Origin of the sequence: Microbispora sp. H10830 (assembly GCF_014161375.1) — a bacterium.
Taxonomy (GTDB): domain Bacteria; phylum Actinomycetota; class Actinomycetes; order Streptosporangiales; family Streptosporangiaceae; genus Microbispora; species Microbispora catharanthi.
This window is the reverse complement of record NZ_JABBWX010000025.1, coordinates 54,266-68,990: the sequence shown is the minus strand read 5'-3', so window position 1 is coordinate 68,990 and position 14,725 is coordinate 54,266. Positions and strand designations below refer to the sequence as shown.

The following is a 14,725-nucleotide window of genomic DNA, read 5'->3' as shown; positions in this document are numbered from 1 at the left end:
GGGGGGACTGAGCGGGGGATCATCCTAGAGTTGGGTGCGTGTTCGACTCAGTTCTCGTGGCCAACCGCGGCGAAATCGCCCGCCGGATCATCCGTTCGGTGCGGGGCATGGGGCTGCGCGCCGTCGCGGTCCACTCCGAGGCGGACGCCGATCTGCCGTTCGTACGTGAGGCCGACGACACCGTGCTCCTCGGCCCCGCGAACCCCGCTCAGAGCTACCTCGACGTCGACAAGGTCCTCCAGGCCGCCCGTGCGACGGGAGCGCGGGCGGTCCACCCCGGATACGGGTTCCTCGCGGAGAACGCCGCGTTCGCCCGTGCGGTGATCGAGGCCGGGCTCGTCTGGATCGGCCCGAACCCCAAGGCCATCGAGCAGATGGGCGACAAGATCAACGCCCGCAACCTGATGGAGGCCGCGGGCGTGCCGGTCGCCGCCGGGACCAGGGAGCCGGTCTCCGACCTCGCGCAGGCCCGGCGGGCCGCCGAGGAGATCGGGTTCCCCGTGATGGTGAAGGCGGCCGGCGGGGGCGGCGGCATCGGCATGGGCGTGGCGCGCGACGACGAGTCGCTGGCCAAGGCGTTCGAGCAGGCCTGCCGCGCGGCCGCCCGCTTCGGCGGCGAGCCGGCCATCCTGCTCGAGCGCTACATCGAGCGGGCCAGGCACGTCGAGGTGCAGATCCTCGGCCTCGCCGACGGCACCGTGGTCGCCCTGGGCGAGCGCGACTGCTCGGTCCAGCGGCGCCACCAGAAGGTCGTGGAGGAGAGCCCGTCCCCCGGCGTGACCCCGGAGCTGCGCGAGCGGATGCTCGCGGCGGCCGTACGGGCGGGGGAGGCCGTGTCCTATCGCGGCGCGGGCACGGTGGAGTGCCTGGTGGACGCGGACGCCCAGGACTTCGTCTTCCTGGAGATGAACACCCGGCTCCAGGTGGAGCACCCCGTCACCGAACTGGTCACCGGCCTCGACCTCGTGGAGCATCAGATCCGTGTCGCGGCCGGCGAGGTCTACTCCGTCGAGCCGCGGGTGAGCGGCCACGCGATCGAGTTCCGCGTTTACGCCGAGGACCCCCGCAGGTTCCTGCCCGGCCCTGGCAAGATCGGTGTATGGGAGGAGCCGGTGGGCGAGGGGGTGCGCATCGATTCGGGGTACGCGGCGGGCAACACCGTCACGCCGTTCTATGATCCGCTGATGGCCAAGCTCTGCGTCACCGGCGCCACCCGCGAGGAGGCGCTGGAGCGGGGCCGGGAGGCCGTCGCCGGGTTCCGCATCGAGGGCCCGAAGCACAACCTGCCGTTCTGCGCCGAGTTGCTCGACCATCCCGAGTTCGTGAGCGGGAACTATGACACCGGGCTGGTCTCCCGGATGAGAAAAGCCTGATCTGCTGGATTATTTGAGGGGAGTTCCCGGGTGGCCGAGGTGCGCGCCGAGATGGTGGCGAACGTCTGGAAGATCGTCGTGAGTGAGGGCGAGGTCGTCGAGGAGGGCGACACCCTTGTGATCCTGGAGTCGATGAAGATGGAGATTCCCGTCCTCGCCGAGGACGCCGGGACCATCTCGAAGCTTCACGTGCAGGAGGGCGACGTCGTCCAGGAGGGAGACGTCATCGCCGTCATCGAGTAGAGCGGGCCGGACGTTCAAAGACGGGAGAGGAACCGTTCCCGGTCGACGACGACCCGCTCGATCGTGCCCGTGGCGACCAGGGCTCCGGTCTTGTCGACGGCCCTGACGGAGAAGACGAGCCGCCTGCCGTCCACCTCCGTGAGCTCGACGCCGATCTCGACGTGCATCCCGACCGGGCTGGGCAGACGGTGCTCGATCAGCACCCTGGTCCCCACCGTGGTCTGCCCCGGCTCCAGGTGATGCTGCACGGCCTTGACCGTGGCTCCCTCGGCGAACGACAGCAGCCGCGGCGTGCCCAGCACCGGCACGTCGCCGCTGCCGACCCGGATCGCCGTGTCCTCGCGCTCCACCATGATGAGGACCTCGGCGCGCAGACCTGGAGCAACACTCATGCGGGTCAGCCTATTGGGTCGTCATTCCCCGATGCCCGTGGAGATTGGCAGGCAACTAAAAGGGGCCGGGAAGCGTCTTAATTGGCAGCGGGGACTCCATGATGCTTTCCAGGCGGCGGAGGCGGGCAGCGGTTAGGGTGGTGCACTGTGGACCTCTACTGCGATCACTGCGGCCGTTCGGCCGGAAACGGTGATCACGCGGCCTGCCTGGCCGCCAGGGCGATGGAGCCACCGCGTTACTGCCCGCACTGCCGCCGTCGCATGGTCGTCCAGATCACGCCCAGGAACTGGACGGCACGGTGCTCGGTGCACGGTAGTACGGGCGGATAACAGGTAGGCTCGACCTTCGATCCCCGAGCCTGGATCCCTTTCGCGTACAGGGTTCCGTTAACTTGTCGTTATCTACCCGCGACACGAACCTGCTTTGTTGGACACCTTCGGGGGTCGATTCACTTAGGGGGTACGGGGCGCAAATGGTGGCCCAAGGCATGACCCTGGCTGGGCGTTACCGGTTGGACGCCCGGCTCGGCGCCGGGGGCATGGGCGAGGTATGGCGCGGCGAGGACACCGTCCTCGCGCGCACCGTCGCCGTCAAGGTGCTTCTCCCCGGTCGTCTCGACGACCCCGGATTCGCCGTCCGCTTCCAGGGCGAGGCCCGGGCGATGGCGACCGTCAACCACCCCGGCGTCGTCGACGTCTACGACTACGGGGTCACCGAGGTCCCCGGCGACGGGTCCACCGCGTACCTGGTCATGCGGTTCGTCGACGGCGAGCCTCTCGACCGCCTGCTGACCCGCCTCGGCCGCATCGGCGCCGAGCCCGCGATGGAGCTCATCGCACAGGCGGCCTCCGCCCTCCAGGCCGTGCACGAGCGGGGGATCGTGCACCGGGACGTCAAACCGGGCAACCTGCTGGTGCGGTCCGACGGCACGCTGGTGCTGACCGACTTCGGGATCGCCCGCGCCGACCAGGGCAGCCGCCTCACCGACGCCGGAATGGTGCTCGGCACCGCGGCCTACTGCGCGCCGGAGCAGGCCGAGGGCGCTCCGGTCACGCCCGCCGTCGACATCTACGCGCTGGGCGTGGTGGCGTACGAGTGCCTGGCCGGGCAGCGTCCCTTCGACGGCGACTCGCCGGTGACGATCGCGCTCAAACACATCCGCGAGGAGCCGCCGCCGCTGCCGCCGGACGTGCCGCCCGCCGTCCGGGCCATCGTCGAGCGGGCCATGTCGAAGGACCCGGCCCGCCGCTGGCCGTCCGCCGCCGCGATGAGCCAGGCTGCCCGGCAGTCGGTGCTGTCTCCCGCTGCCGGGATGCCCGGCACCGTGGTCCCGGACGCCGCGCCCGCCTACGGCCCGCAGGGCCTCGCCGGAGGGGGGTACGGCCCGCAGGGCGTCACCGGGGTCCCGGCCGCCACGGGCATGGGGGTCCCGCCCGCGCCCACGGGCGCGACCACCCAGGCAGGCCCCTACCAGGGCGGGCCTGAGGCCCTCCCGGCCACCGGTGCCACCTACCGTGTCACGCGAGAGTCCTGGAACGACGCCCCGGCCGTGCCGCCGGCGACCGTCGCCTCCCCGCAGCAGGGCTCCCGTACGGCGCGGCGCGCGGCGCAGCGGTCCAAGCGGGGCCGGGGGATGCCGGTCGCGGCCGGGGTGGCGGGCTTCGCCGTCGTCGGCGGTCTGGCCGTCCTCGGCATCAACATGGCCTCGGCCGGGTCCACAACCCCCGAGTCGCCTGCTCCGTCCCTGACGTTGATCACCCCGTCGCCGACACCGTCGCCGACGCGGGCCGTTTCGCGGCCCTCCACGAAGCCCTCCCAGGATGTGCCGGTGTCGCGGCCGAGCCCGACCAAGAGGAAGCCGAGCCCCACGCCGAGCCCGACTCCCAGCCCGTCGCCGAGCCGCACCGCATCGCCGACGCCCTCGCCGAGCTCGACCGAGGGCATGATCAAGGTGCCCCAGCTCAAGGGCCTGCCCGAGAGCTCCGCGCTGGCGCGGCTCAACATGCTGGGTCTCACCCCGAAACCCGCCTACGAGGGCCCGGAGGAGTGCAAGGGAGTGGTCGTCAGCCAGAAACCGGCGGCGAACACGCTGGTGAAGGAGGGCACGACGGTCACGTTCACGGTGAAGAAGACGTGCCCGTCCCCCTCGCCCAGTCCGTCACCCAGCCCGGCCCTGACCCGCACTCCCGCGACGTCCTGAGCAGGCGAGGCGGGCCTTCGCGGGTGGACGGTCACCGGGCTGTCCGGCGGCTCGTCATGTGTGGCCGTACGGGGCGCGGGGGCGGTAGTGCTCCTCCAGCCTGGACTTCTCCTCCGGAGTGAGCGCCACGTCGACGGCGGCGACGGCATCGTCCACATGACCGGTTCTGGTGGCTCCCACCATCGACGCGGAAACCGCCGGGTGGGCGAGCGTCCACGCCATCGCGATCTGGGCGGGTGGCAGGCCACGCTCGGCGGCGATCGCGCGCAGCGCGCCGATGACGGCGTCGTCGCCGTCGGTCAAGCGGGACCTGCCGCGCTCCGCCGCCGCCCGGTCGGTGTCGCGGGGGCCGGTGGCGGCCAGGACGCCCCGGGCCAGCGGGCTGTAGGGCAGGACGCCCACCCGCTGATCCGCGCACAGCGGCAGCATCTCGCGTTCCTCCTCTCGATACAGGAGGTTGAAGCGAGTCTGCATGGACACGAACCGGGTGAGACCGTGACGTTCGGCGGCGTGCTGGGCCTTGGCGAACTGCCAGGCGTACATCAGGGAGGCGCCGGCATAGCGCACCTTGCCCGCTCGGACCAGGTCGTCGAGGGCTGCCATCGTCTCCTCGATCGGGGTTTCCGCGTCCCACCGGTGGACCTGGTAGAGATCGATGTGATCGGTGCCGAGACGGGTGAGCGAGGCGTCGACGGCCGACATGACGTGCTTGCGCGACAGCCCGCCGTCGTTGGGGCCCGGCCCCATGGGGTAGTAGACCTTGGTGGCCAGCACGTAGTCGTCGCGCCTGGCGAACAGTGCGCGCAGCAGGCGGCCGGTCACCTCCTCGCTGGCGCCGTCGCCGTACATGTCGGCCGTGTCGAAGAAGGTGACGCCGGCCTCGACCGCGCGCCGGACGATCGGCTCGGCGCGGTCCCGGTCGAGGCTCCACGAGAGTGCCGAGGGGGCGCCGTAGCTCATCATGCCCAGCGCGACTCTCGACACCTTCAGGCCTGAAGATCCCAGGCGCACGTATCGCACTCATCCGTCCTAGCACAGTCGGCGGACAGGGTGATCACGATGGGGTCGTCAAGCCGTCTACCGGTTGTACGGGATCGGCGGGATGACCGCCGGGCTCCGCCCGGGTGTCACGGGCGGAGCCGTACGCGCGGTCACACGCCGGTCGTGTTGCGCGGGTAGGCGATGGCCGGGTCGGTGGCGATGTTCACCAGATAGGGCACGCCGGAGTCGAAGGCGCGGCGCAGCGCCGGGCCGATCTCGCCCGGCGACGTGACGAGCTCCCCGCCGCCGCCGAGCGCGGTGACGACCTGGTCGTAGCGGCACTGCGGCTGGAGCTCGGCCGCCACGTCGTAGCCGTACAGCATCTGCATGGGGTGCTTCTCCAGGCCCCACATGCCGTTGTTGCCGCAGATCATGACGACCGGCAGGCGGTGGCGGACCAGCGTGTCGACGTCCATCAGCGAAAAGCCCGCCGCGCCGTCGCCGAGCAGCAGCACGACCTGTGACGACGGCCTCGCCAGACGTGCCGCGATGGAGTAGCCGAGCCCGGTGCCGAGGCAGCCGTACGGGCCGGGGTCGAGCCAGTTGCCGGGCTTGCGCGGCTCGACGTACTTGCCGGCGTAGGAGACGAAGTCGCCGCCGTCGCCGATGACGACCGCGTCGTCGGCGAGCACCTTGTTCAGCTCGCCGTAGATGCGCATCGGGTGGATCGGGTCGGCGTCGGACTCCAGCAGGGCCGCGTCCCCGGCGGTCGCCGCCGCCGCGGCCTCGCTCAGCCTGCTCACCCACGGCTCGTACGCCTTGGGGTTCACTCCGGCGCTCCCGCAGGCCGCGGACAGCCCCCAGAAGATGACCGACAGGTCGCCGGCGGCCGACCCGGACAGACCGGTGTGCGTCGCGAGCTGGGAGGGCGCGTCGGCGATGTGGACGACCCTGGCGAGCGGCGCGCCCTCCTTGCCGCCGAACCAGCCGTACGCGAGGCGGAAGTCGAGCGGAGTGCCGACCACGATGACGAGGTCGGCCTGGCCGAAGGCGGCGCCACGGGCGCGGGTGACCAGCAGTTCGTGCCCGGCGGGCAGGATGCCCCGGCCCTGGCCGTTGGGGACGACGGGCAGGCGCCACTCCTCGGCGAAGTCCCGCGCGGCCTCCTCGGCGCGCTCCATCCAGACGTCCGAGCCGAGCACCAGCACCGGGCGCTCGGCCTCGGCGAGCAGCCTCGCGATGCCGGCGAGCGCCTCGGGGTCGGGCTCCAGCGGCGACGGGGTCAGCGTCTCGGAGGCGTACTCGGGCGACGGGGAGAACAGGTCGTCCATGTGGAAGTCCAGGAACACCGGGCCGCGATGCGGGGCCAGGGCGGTGCGGAAGGCCATCTCGACGTCCTGCCCGATGGAGTCCGCGCCCGACCCGGTGAAGGCGAGCTTGGTGATGGGCTCGAACAGCGGCGGATGGTCCATCTCCTGCAGGGCCCCGGAGCCCCACCGTGAGCGCGGGGCGCGCCCGCCGAGCACGACGACCGGGGAGCCGTTGAAGTGGGCGGTGGCGACCCCCGAGACGCCGTTGGTGACGCCGGGGCCGGCCGTGAGCACGGCGAGGCCGGGCCGCCGGGTCAGCCGGGCCGTCGCCTCGGCCGCGAACACCGCGCTCTGCTCATGGCGCACGTCCAGGATGCGCATGTTCTGATGGACGGCCCCGTCGTACAAGGGGAAGACGTGCCCACCGGACAGCGTGAACATCGTGTCCACGCCGTAGGCCTGGGAGACGGCGACGGCGATGTCGCCTGCGTGTTTGGGGGACTCCATAGGGTGAAACCTACCAGTCGGTCAGTAACCGGAACAGATGGGCGGCCAATGCCCTCCAGCCACAGGAGAACCTCGGTCACTCCCGCTGATGCCCGGTGTCGCCGCGGCTACTCCGCCCTCGCGGACTGGGATTCCATCCGGTCGCCCGCCGACGGCGTCAGAGGGTCTGGGAGAGCGCCTTGATGGGCATCTTGAGGTCGGCGAGCAGCTCCAGGTCGCGCTCGGGCGCGCGGCCCAGGGTGGTCAGGTAGTTGCCGACGATGATGGCGTTGACGCCGCCCAGCATGCCGTCCCTCGTGCCGAGGTCGCCCAGGGTCAGCTCGCGGCCCCCGGCGTACCGCAGGATCGTGCGCGGCAGGGCGAGACGGAACGTGCCGATCGTCTTCAGCGCCTCGGTGCCCTCGACGAGGGGCTGGTCGGCGAACGGCGTGCCCGGGCGGGGGTTGAGGAAGTTGAGCGGCACCTCGTCGGGCTCCAGCTCGCCCAGCTGGGCGGCGAACTCGGCCCGCTGCTCCAGGGTCTCTCCCATGCCGACGATGCCGCCGCAGCACAGCTCCATGCCCGCCTCCCGGATCATGAGGCAGGTGTCCCAGCGCTCCTCCCAGGTGTGCGTGGTGACCACGTGGGGGAAGTGCGACCGGGCGGTCTCCAGGTTGTGGTTGTAGCGGTGGACCCCCATCTCGGCCAGTTCGTCCACCTGTGTCTGGGTGAGCATGCCGAGCGAGCAGGCCACGTTGATGTCGACCGCCTCGCGGATCGCCTTCACGCCCTCGCGGACCTGGTCCATCAGCCGCCGGTCGGGTCCGCGTACGGCCGCGACGATGCAGAACTCCGTCGCCCCGGTCGCGGCCGTCTCGACGGCCGCCCGGACGAGCGAGGCGATGTCGAGCCAGGCCGCGCGCACAGGAGAGGAGAACTGGCCGGACTGCGAGCAGAAGTGGCAGTCCTCAGGGCAGCCGCCGGTCTTGAGCGAGACGATCCCCTCCACCTCGACCTCGGGACCGCACCACTTCATCCGCACCTCGTGCGCCAGCGCGAGCAGGTCGGGCAGGCGTTCGTCCGGCAGCGTCAGGCACTCGAGCGCCTGGGCCGCGTCGAGGCCCCTGCCCTCGTCCAGAACCTGAACGCGGGCGATCTCCAGGATGTCGGTCCTCACGCGGCACTCCCGTCGGTCCTCGGCGGCACTCCTGTCACAGGGGCAGCTTAAGGGTCGAGCGGAATCCGGCCGGGTCGAACATGCCGCCGAGGGTGGGAGCGAGTCCGGCGCGGGCGGCGCGGGCGAACGCCTCCCGATCGAGCGCGCCCGCGCCCTCCGGCAGCGCACCCGACAGCGGCCGGGCGGCGAGCATCTCCAGATCGGCGACGTTCGACCGCTCGGCGAGCCCCGGATCGGCCGGCCAGGACCCGATCACCACGCCCGCCAGGTCGAGGCCCCGGCCCGCCACGGCCTCGAGCGTCAGCGCCGTGTGGTTGAGCGTGCCCAGCGCGGCGCGCGCCACCACGAGGACGGGGGCGTGCAGCCGCCGCGCCAGGTCCGCGAGCGTGCCGCCCTCCTCGTCGTAGCGGACCAGCAGGCCCCCGGCGCCCTCGACGAGCACCAGCCGGTGCGACTCGGCCAGTTCCTCGATCCGCGCCGCCGCCGATGCGAGCGACAGCGGCGGCATGCCCGAGACGCGGGCCGCCGCGGCGGGGGAGAGCGGATCGGGATACCGCGTCATCTCGAAGGTCGTCGTCACCCCCGACAGGCGGATCACCTCGTCGAGGTCTCCGGGCTCCCCGGCCGCCACCCCGGTCTGCGCCGGCTTCACCACCGCGACCGTCGCGTCCCGCTCCCTGGCCAGAACGGCGAGCGCGGCCGTCACCACCGTCTTGCCGACCCCGGTGTCCGTCCCGGTCACAACGAGAATGCTCATGCCCGGGAGGGTAGAGCCTCCTTGCTCAGGGGCGGCGGAGGCGGGTGACGAACTTGTAGCGGTCGCCGCGGTAGAGCGACTGGGCGTACTCGACGGGGTTGCCGTCGGCGTCGAAGGCGTGCCGGGTCAGCAGCAGCATGGGCAGGCCGACGTCCACTCCCAGCACCTGCGCGTCGTACGGCGTGGCGAGCACGGTCTCGATGACCTCCTCGGCGTCGGTCAGCCGCACGTTGTAGGCGTTGTGCAGGGTCTCGTACAGCGAGGAGTTCACCTCCAGCTCGCGCCGCAGGCGGGGGAACCGGCGGGCGGACAGGTGCGTGGTGTCGATGGACATCGGCTCGCCGTTGGCCAGGCGCAGGCGGTGGATCCGCAGGACCCGGCCGCCGGGGTTGATGGCCAGCCGCCGTCCGAGCGCCTCGTCGGCGGTGATGTAGCTGATGTCGAGGATCTTGGTGTCCGGCTCCAGGCCGACCGTGCGCAGATCACCCGTGTAGGAGGTGAGCTGGAGAACCTGGGCGACCTTGGGCTGGGCGACGAACGTGCCCTTGCCCTGGATGCGCAGCAGCCTCCCCTCGACCACGAGCTCCGACAGCGCCTGCCGGACCGTCGTCCGGGAGGTCTCGAAGCGCACCGCCAAAGTGCGCTCGGGCGGGAGCGCGCTGCCTGCGGGCAGGCTCTTGGTGAGCTCCAGAAGACTGCGCTTCACGTCGTAGTACTTCGGAACCCGGGGAGAGTCCTCGCTGTGCTCCGTCACCTGTCCACCCTCAACTCGCCCAACTCAGGCAACATCGTCAACTCGGCCACAGCGGTGAGCGCACCCCGGACCACCGCGAGATCATCGGACCTCAGATCGGCCCTCGCGGTCAACCGCAGACAGGACCGGCCCCGAGGCACCGATGGTGGGCGGAAGCATCCCACGCGGACCCCGAGTTCCGCACACAGGGCTCCCGCTGACAGGGCGCGCCTGGGCGAGCCGAGCACGACCGGCACCACGGCGGCCGCCGGATCGGCCGTCTCCAGGCCGAGCTCACGAGCCAGCGCGGCCAGCTCCCTGGCTCGCAGCCGAGCGCGTCCGGGCAGGTCAGCAGTGCTTTCCAAGATATCGAGGGCGGCCAGGGCGGCACCAGCGCAGGCCGGTGCGAGGCCGGTGTCGAAGATGAAGGACCGGCCGGTGTCCACGAGCGTGCCGATCACCTCGGGGGTGCCCAGGACGGCGCCGCCCTGGGAGCCCAGGGACTTCGACAACGTGACGGTTCTCACAATGTGCGCAGATCCGGCGAGGCCCGCCGCGTGCACCGCGCCCCTGCCGTGGTCGCCCACCACGCCGAACGCGTGGGCCTCATCCACCACCAGCAGCGCGCCGTGCCGTACGGCCGCCTCGTGGAGGGCGCGCAGCGGCGCCAGGTCGCCGTCGGCGGAGAAGACGGCGTCGGTGACGACGAGGGCGTGCTCCTCGGCACGCTCGGCGAGGGCCTTGTCCACCGCCTCCGCGTCCCCGTGGGGCGTGACCACGACCCGCGACCGCGACAGCCGGCAGGCGTCCACGATCGAGGCGTGGTTGCCCGCGTCCGAGACGATCAGGCCGCCCCGGCCGAGGGCGGCGACCGCGGCGAGGTTGGCGAGGTAGCCCGAGGAGAACACCAGGGCCCCGGCCGCTCCGGCGAACGCCGCGAGCCGGTTCTCCAGCTCGGCGTGGAGCCGGGTGGAGCCGGTGACCAGACGTGAGCCCGTCGAGCCCGCCCCCCACTCCCGGGTGGCCCGTACGGCCGCCTCGACGAGCCGCTCGTCCCGCGAGAGCCCCAGGTAGTCGTTGGAGGCCAGGTCGAGCAGGCCGTCGTGGTCGGGCGTGCGCGGGCGGAGGGTGCGGCGCAGGCCCGCCGCCTCCCGTTCGGCGGCGGCCGCGCGCAGTCTGTCCAGCGGCCCTGTCATGAGGTGCATCTTGCCAGGTGGCGATGGTCGATTCGCTTTCGACCCGGACGGCGGCGCATCATGCACTCGTGCCGACTCTCAGCGACCTGGTGTCGCGCCACACCGCACTCGATTCCGCCGGCGTCGACTGGATCCACTCGCTGGTCTCGGACTGGCAGTTGCTCGCAGATCTGTCGTTCGCCGACCTCATACTGTGGGTTCCCGACCAGAGCGGTACGAGGTGGGTGGCGGTGGCCCAGATGCGGCCTACGACCGGCCCCACCGTCTACCACGACGACGTCGTGGGCATGTCCATCCCCACCGGGGAGCGGCCGCTTATCGACGTGGCCTGGGCCGAGCACCGCATCTGCAGGGAGGGCGACCCCGACTGGTCCAGCGGCGTGCCGGTGCGCGAGGAGACGATCCCGGTGCGGCGGGACAAGGACGGCCCGATCATCGGGGTCATCCAGCGCTCGACCAACCTGTCGTCGGCGCGCACCCCGTCCCGACTTGAGCTGACCTACCTGCAGAGCGCGTCCGATCTGGCGCAGATGGTGGCCGAGGGCAGGTTCCCCTTCGCGGAGGAGGAGCCGATCCTGGTCAGGTCGCCCCGGGTGGGCGACGGCCTGCTCCGCCTGGACAAGGCCGGGCGGGTCACCTACGCCTCGCCCAACGCGCTGTCGGCGTACCGCAGGCTCGGCCTGCACGCCGACCTCGTGGGGGCGGACCTGGGGAAGACGACCGCCGACCTGTGCTACTCCGACGAGCCGATCAACGAGGACCTGATGGTCGTCGCCAGCGGGCGGGCCCCCCGGGAGACCGAGGTGGAGAACGGCGGCACGGTCGTGCAGCTACGGGCGATCCCGCTGATCGTCGGCGGTGGCCGCATCGGTGCGCTGGTGCTGATCCGCGATGTGACCGAGCTGCGGCGGCGCGAGCGGGAACTGCTCACCAAGGACGCGACGATCCGCGAGATCCACCACCGGGTCAAGAACAACCTGCAGACGGTGGCCGCACTGCTGCGGCTCCAGGCGCGCCGGCTGAACAACCCGGAGGGCCAGGAGGCGCTGAACGAGGCCGTACGGCGGGTCGGCTCGATCGCGATCGTCCACGAGATCCTCGCGCAGATGCCGGAGGAGATGGTCGAGTTCGACGACATCGCCGACCGGGTCATCGCGATGACGGCGGAGGTGGCGGTCGCGCAGGTGGCGATCAAGCGGGTCGGCAGCTTCGGCGTGCTGCCCGCCGCGGTCGCGACCCCCATCGCCATGGTGCTGACGGAGTTGCTGCAGAACGCCGTCGAGCACGGGTTCGCCCACTCATCCGGGAACGTCCAGATCCTCGTCTCCCGAGACGCCGACCGGCTGGAGTTCACGGTGGCCGACGACGGCAAGGGCCTGCCCGAGGACTTCGACCTGGAAGCCACGGGAAGCCTAGGTCTTCAGATCGTCCGTACGCTGGTCGTCGGCGAACTGTCGGGCCGCCTGGGCGTGGCCAGGAGAGACAGCGGCGGCACCGAGGTCAGCCTGAGCATCCCGGTGCAGTCGGGCTGATCTCCCGCGGGGGCCTCAGTGTCCCCCAGGGCCTGTGTTCCCACAGGGGCATCTGTCTCCCCTAGGGCCTTGGGCTCCCGCAGGGCCTTGGGCTCGCGGCACGCTCCACAGGGGGTCCCGCTGTGCGGGACCAGTGTGGGGGATGCCATAGTGGACGCGATGCGTTGGTGGACAGACGGCCCTATGGGCGGGAGGCTACGCGGCCGTTCCGGCCTGGCTCCGATTCCCCGCGAATCGGTGAATGCCATGGCGGGCATCCACCGAAGGCGTTCGCGTGCGGCGGGGGAGTCAGACGGCGGCGCGGGCGCGGGCGCGAGCCGTACGGCGCTTGAGGGCGCGACGCTCATCCTCGCTGAGCCCGCCCCAGACTCCGGCGTCCTGGCCCGACTCGAGGGCCCACTTGAGACAGGACTCGACGACCGTGCATCGCCGGCAAACCTGCTTGGCCTCTTCGATCTGCATGAGCGCCGGACCAGTGTTCCCGATCGGGAAGAACAGTTCGGGGTCCACGTCACGGCAGGCAGCGCGGTGGCGCCAGTCCATGCGTTCCACTCCTTCGTCAAGTGGAGCCTCCGTGGCTCCTCTGGCCGTCAACTTTGTGAACTCTTTCACTAGCTGATGCGAACGATCACCCGGATCCTGGGTGGGGGCCGGGCTCGTCCGCGTGATCGCCGGGGCTCCTTACGGAGGCTGTGGTCTCCGTAAAGGTCCTACGTTCCGACGTCGTGTTCAGCTTTTCAGCCGTTCCAACACCACACAAGAGGTTTGGGACAAGGTTTTGCCCGTCGTGGCTGTCGGATGCGTCACACTATGACTACATGTAACAGGCTAGACGAGTACTTGTAACGCGTCCGGGATTGCACGGAAGATCACCCACTCGTGTTCTCCCAGGTAGTCGCCGTCGAGCTGGAAGGCGACCGGGCGGGAGGCGTGGAGGGTGAACTCGGCCTCGTCATGGATCTGAACGAGGTGTTTACCGCGCGGCAATCCCCGGTGTTCGCCGATGATCTGCCGGACGAACGCGAGCACGGTCGGCAGGGTCATCTTCCGGAGCCCGAGCATGTCGAGCCCCGTCTCGAAACCGGCCCACGGCGTCGGGTTGATCGGACGTGTGCCGGCGTATGTCCACGGCGACGTGTTGGACACGATCGCCATGAAGATCCCATCCTCTGTCGGCCGGCCGGGACGCGTCAGCCGGATCGCCGGCCGTCGGCGGTCCGTCACGAAGAAGTGGCGGACCGTCGTGTTCACGTAGAGAGCGGGCAGCGCGCGATGCCCCGCGCTCCGCAGGCCCTCCACGGCTCGGACGACCTCGGCGTCGTATCCCAGCCCAGCACAAAATGTGAAATATCTAGACCTTCTCTGGTCAGGTGGCGCATCTGCCCCCGGGTCCGGGCCCGAAACCTCGTCGTGCCAAATCGCCTGTCCCAATCCGATGGTCCGGCGGCGTCCTTCGCGTAGCGCCTCCAGAACGGCGCCGGTCGCCTCGACCGGGTTGTTGGGCAGCCCGAGGGCGCGGGCGAAGACGTTGGCGCTGCCCCCGGGGATCACGATGAGCGCGGGCCGTTCGCTCGCGCCGCCGGTGGGCCGGGCGTCCAGCAGGCCGTTGACGGTCTCGTTGATCGTGCCGTCGCCGCCGAGGACCGCGACGGCGTCGAAGCCCTTGGCGTGCGCGGTGGCGGCGAGCGCGGTCGCGTGGCCGCGGTAGGCGGTCTCCTCGACCGACAGGTCGACGGCGGCGCCGAGCGCCCGGATCAGCACGTCCCGGGTACGCCGGTGTGTCGAGGTCGCCTTGGGATTGACGAGGAGGAGTGCCCGCATGCCTGAAGGTTAACGAACGGTTTACCGCTCGTGCCGGGTGACGCCTGCTCGAGGAGGCGAACATATCTGCGGGTAGGGTTGGGCGATGTGATCAGCAGTTCCGTCGGCCGCCCCGGCACACTGACCGTGGCCGCCGCCGTCCTGGCCGCGGAGGGCCTGCTCGCCCTCGTCTTGGGCGGTTATGTCGGCGTCGAGACCGTGATCGGCAAACCCACCGACATGGTCACCAGCATCGCGGTGGCCGGATTCGGCGTGCTCGGCGGCGCTCTGCTGTTCTGGGTGGCCTGGGGCGTGTGGCAGGTGCTGCGCTGGAGCCGGGGCCCGGCCGTGGTGACGCAGATATTCGCGCTTCCGGTGGCGATCAGCCTCATCCAGTCCGCGCAGTACGCGTTCGGCATCCCGCTCATCGCCGCGGCGGCGGTCGCCCTGGTCGCGCTGCTCGCGCCGGCCTCCACCCACGCCCTCATGGGCGAGGACGGCGCGCGCTGAGCAGAAGGCACCGGGGCAGGCACCGGCCACTGAC

General features: G+C 71.1%; 14 protein-coding genes. 5 read left to right on the top strand and 9 right to left on the bottom strand.

The features are described 5' to 3' along the window. Window positions 1-38 precede the first annotated feature (38 nt). Entirely contained in the window at window positions 39-1,373 is a 1,335-nt protein-coding gene (locus HHX35_RS44250; protein WP_182903674.1) for an acetyl/propionyl/methylcrotonyl-CoA carboxylase subunit alpha, read from the top strand. A 30-nt stretch (window positions 1,374-1,403) separates the two neighbouring features. Continuing rightward, a complete protein-coding gene (locus tag HHX35_RS44245) occupies window positions 1,404-1,616 on the top strand; it encodes a biotin/lipoyl-binding carrier protein (RefSeq protein WP_139580382.1) in 213 nt (70 codons plus the stop codon). Window positions 1,617-1,630: 14 nt separating this feature from the next. Here the strand turns inward: HHX35_RS44245 and HHX35_RS39305 are convergent, their stop codons facing one another. Continuing rightward, window positions 1,631-2,008: a thioesterase family protein gene (locus HHX35_RS39305; protein ID WP_079316282.1), complete on the bottom strand. Its 378-nt coding sequence runs from the start codon at window positions 2,006-2,008 to the stop codon at window positions 1,631-1,633. A gap of 488 nt (window positions 2,009-2,496) precedes the next feature. On the opposite strand from HHX35_RS39305, the gene HHX35_RS39300 reads away from it, so the two are divergent. Continuing rightward, the gene (locus HHX35_RS39300) at window positions 2,497-4,209 is read left to right on the top strand and encodes a serine/threonine-protein kinase (protein WP_259405810.1); all 1,713 of its coding nucleotides are present in this window, start codon (window positions 2,497-2,499) and stop codon (window positions 4,207-4,209) included. Window positions 4,210-4,263: 54 nt separating this feature from the next. Here the strand turns inward: HHX35_RS39300 and HHX35_RS39295 are convergent, their stop codons facing one another. The 6 genes from HHX35_RS39295 to HHX35_RS39270 form a co-directional block, all read right to left on the bottom strand. After that, window positions 4,264-5,229, bottom strand: a complete 966-nt coding sequence (locus HHX35_RS39295) for an aldo/keto reductase (RefSeq protein ID WP_182903672.1) — start codon at window positions 5,227-5,229, stop codon at window positions 4,264-4,266. Between the two features lie 131 nt (window positions 5,230-5,360). After that, entirely contained in the window at window positions 5,361-7,007 is a 1,647-nt protein-coding gene (locus HHX35_RS39290; RefSeq protein ID WP_182903671.1) for an acetolactate synthase, read from the bottom strand. A gap of 157 nt (window positions 7,008-7,164) precedes the next feature. Further along, window positions 7,165-8,163, bottom strand: a complete 999-nt coding sequence (gene bioB, locus HHX35_RS39285) for a biotin synthase BioB (protein ID WP_182903670.1) — start codon at window positions 8,161-8,163, stop codon at window positions 7,165-7,167. Window positions 8,164-8,197: 34 nt separating this feature from the next. Beyond that, window positions 8,198-8,920 carry a dethiobiotin synthase gene (gene bioD / locus HHX35_RS39280; RefSeq protein ID WP_182903669.1) on the bottom strand — a complete coding sequence of 241 codons (723 nt, stop codon included), beginning with the start codon at window positions 8,918-8,920 and terminating at the stop codon, window positions 8,198-8,200. 25 nt (window positions 8,921-8,945) lie between these two features. Further along, window positions 8,946-9,674, bottom strand: coding sequence for a GntR family transcriptional regulator (locus tag HHX35_RS39275; RefSeq protein WP_182903668.1), 729 nt, complete (start codon window positions 9,672-9,674; stop codon window positions 8,946-8,948). Further along, window positions 9,671-10,849 (bottom strand): 8-amino-7-oxononanoate synthase, encoded by a 1,179-nt coding sequence (locus tag HHX35_RS39270; protein WP_182903667.1) that lies wholly within the window; start codon window positions 10,847-10,849, stop codon window positions 9,671-9,673. Before HHX35_RS39270 ends, HHX35_RS39275 begins: the two co-directional genes overlap by 4 nt. A 68-nt stretch (window positions 10,850-10,917) precedes the next feature. On the opposite strand from HHX35_RS39270, the gene HHX35_RS39265 reads away from it, so the two are divergent. After that, entirely contained in the window at window positions 10,918-12,381 is a 1,464-nt protein-coding gene (locus HHX35_RS39265) for a sensor histidine kinase (protein ID WP_182903666.1), read from the top strand. Window positions 12,382-12,669: 288 nt separating this feature from the next. Here HHX35_RS39265 and HHX35_RS39260 read toward each other — a convergent pair whose 3' ends face one another. After that, on the bottom strand, window positions 12,670-12,924 hold the full coding sequence (locus HHX35_RS39260; protein WP_139580373.1) for a WhiB family transcriptional regulator: 255 nt from the start codon (window positions 12,922-12,924) through the stop codon (window positions 12,670-12,672). Between the two features lie 285 nt (window positions 12,925-13,209). Continuing rightward, window positions 13,210-14,202 carry a diacylglycerol kinase family protein gene (locus HHX35_RS39255; RefSeq protein WP_182903665.1) on the bottom strand — a complete coding sequence of 331 codons (993 nt, stop codon included), beginning with the start codon at window positions 14,200-14,202 and terminating at the stop codon, window positions 13,210-13,212. 87 nt (window positions 14,203-14,289) lie between these two features. On the opposite strand from HHX35_RS39255, the gene HHX35_RS39250 reads away from it, so the two are divergent. After that, window positions 14,290-14,691 carry a hypothetical protein gene (locus HHX35_RS39250; protein ID WP_285785710.1) on the top strand — a complete coding sequence of 134 codons (402 nt, stop codon included), beginning with the start codon at window positions 14,290-14,292 and terminating at the stop codon, window positions 14,689-14,691. Window positions 14,692-14,725: the final 34 nt, after the last annotated feature.

Excerpts from the sequence above, each read along its gene's own strand:
- HHX35_RS39255 (WP_182903665.1), bottom strand. The coding sequence starts at position 14,202 with ATGCGGGCACTCCTCCTCGTCAATCCCAAGGCGACCTCGACACACCGG.
- bioD (WP_182903669.1), bottom strand. The coding sequence starts at position 8,920 with ATGAGCATTCTCGTTGTGACCGGGACGGACACCGGGGTCGGCAAGACG.
- HHX35_RS39305 (WP_079316282.1), bottom strand. The coding sequence starts at position 2,008 with ATGAGTGTTGCTCCAGGTCTGCGCGCCGAGGTCCTCATCATGGTGGAG.
- HHX35_RS39260 (WP_139580373.1), bottom strand. The coding sequence starts at position 12,924 with ATGGACTGGCGCCACCGCGCTGCCTGCCGTGACGTGGACCCCGAACTG.
- HHX35_RS39290 (WP_182903671.1), bottom strand. The coding sequence starts at position 7,007 with ATGGAGTCCCCCAAACACGCAGGCGACATCGCCGTCGCCGTCTCCCAG.
- HHX35_RS39300 (WP_259405810.1), top strand. The coding sequence starts at position 2,497 with ATGACCCTGGCTGGGCGTTACCGGTTGGACGCCCGGCTCGGCGCCGGG.
- HHX35_RS39270 (WP_182903667.1), bottom strand. The coding sequence starts at position 10,849 with ATGACAGGGCCGCTGGACAGACTGCGCGCGGCCGCCGCCGAACGGGAG.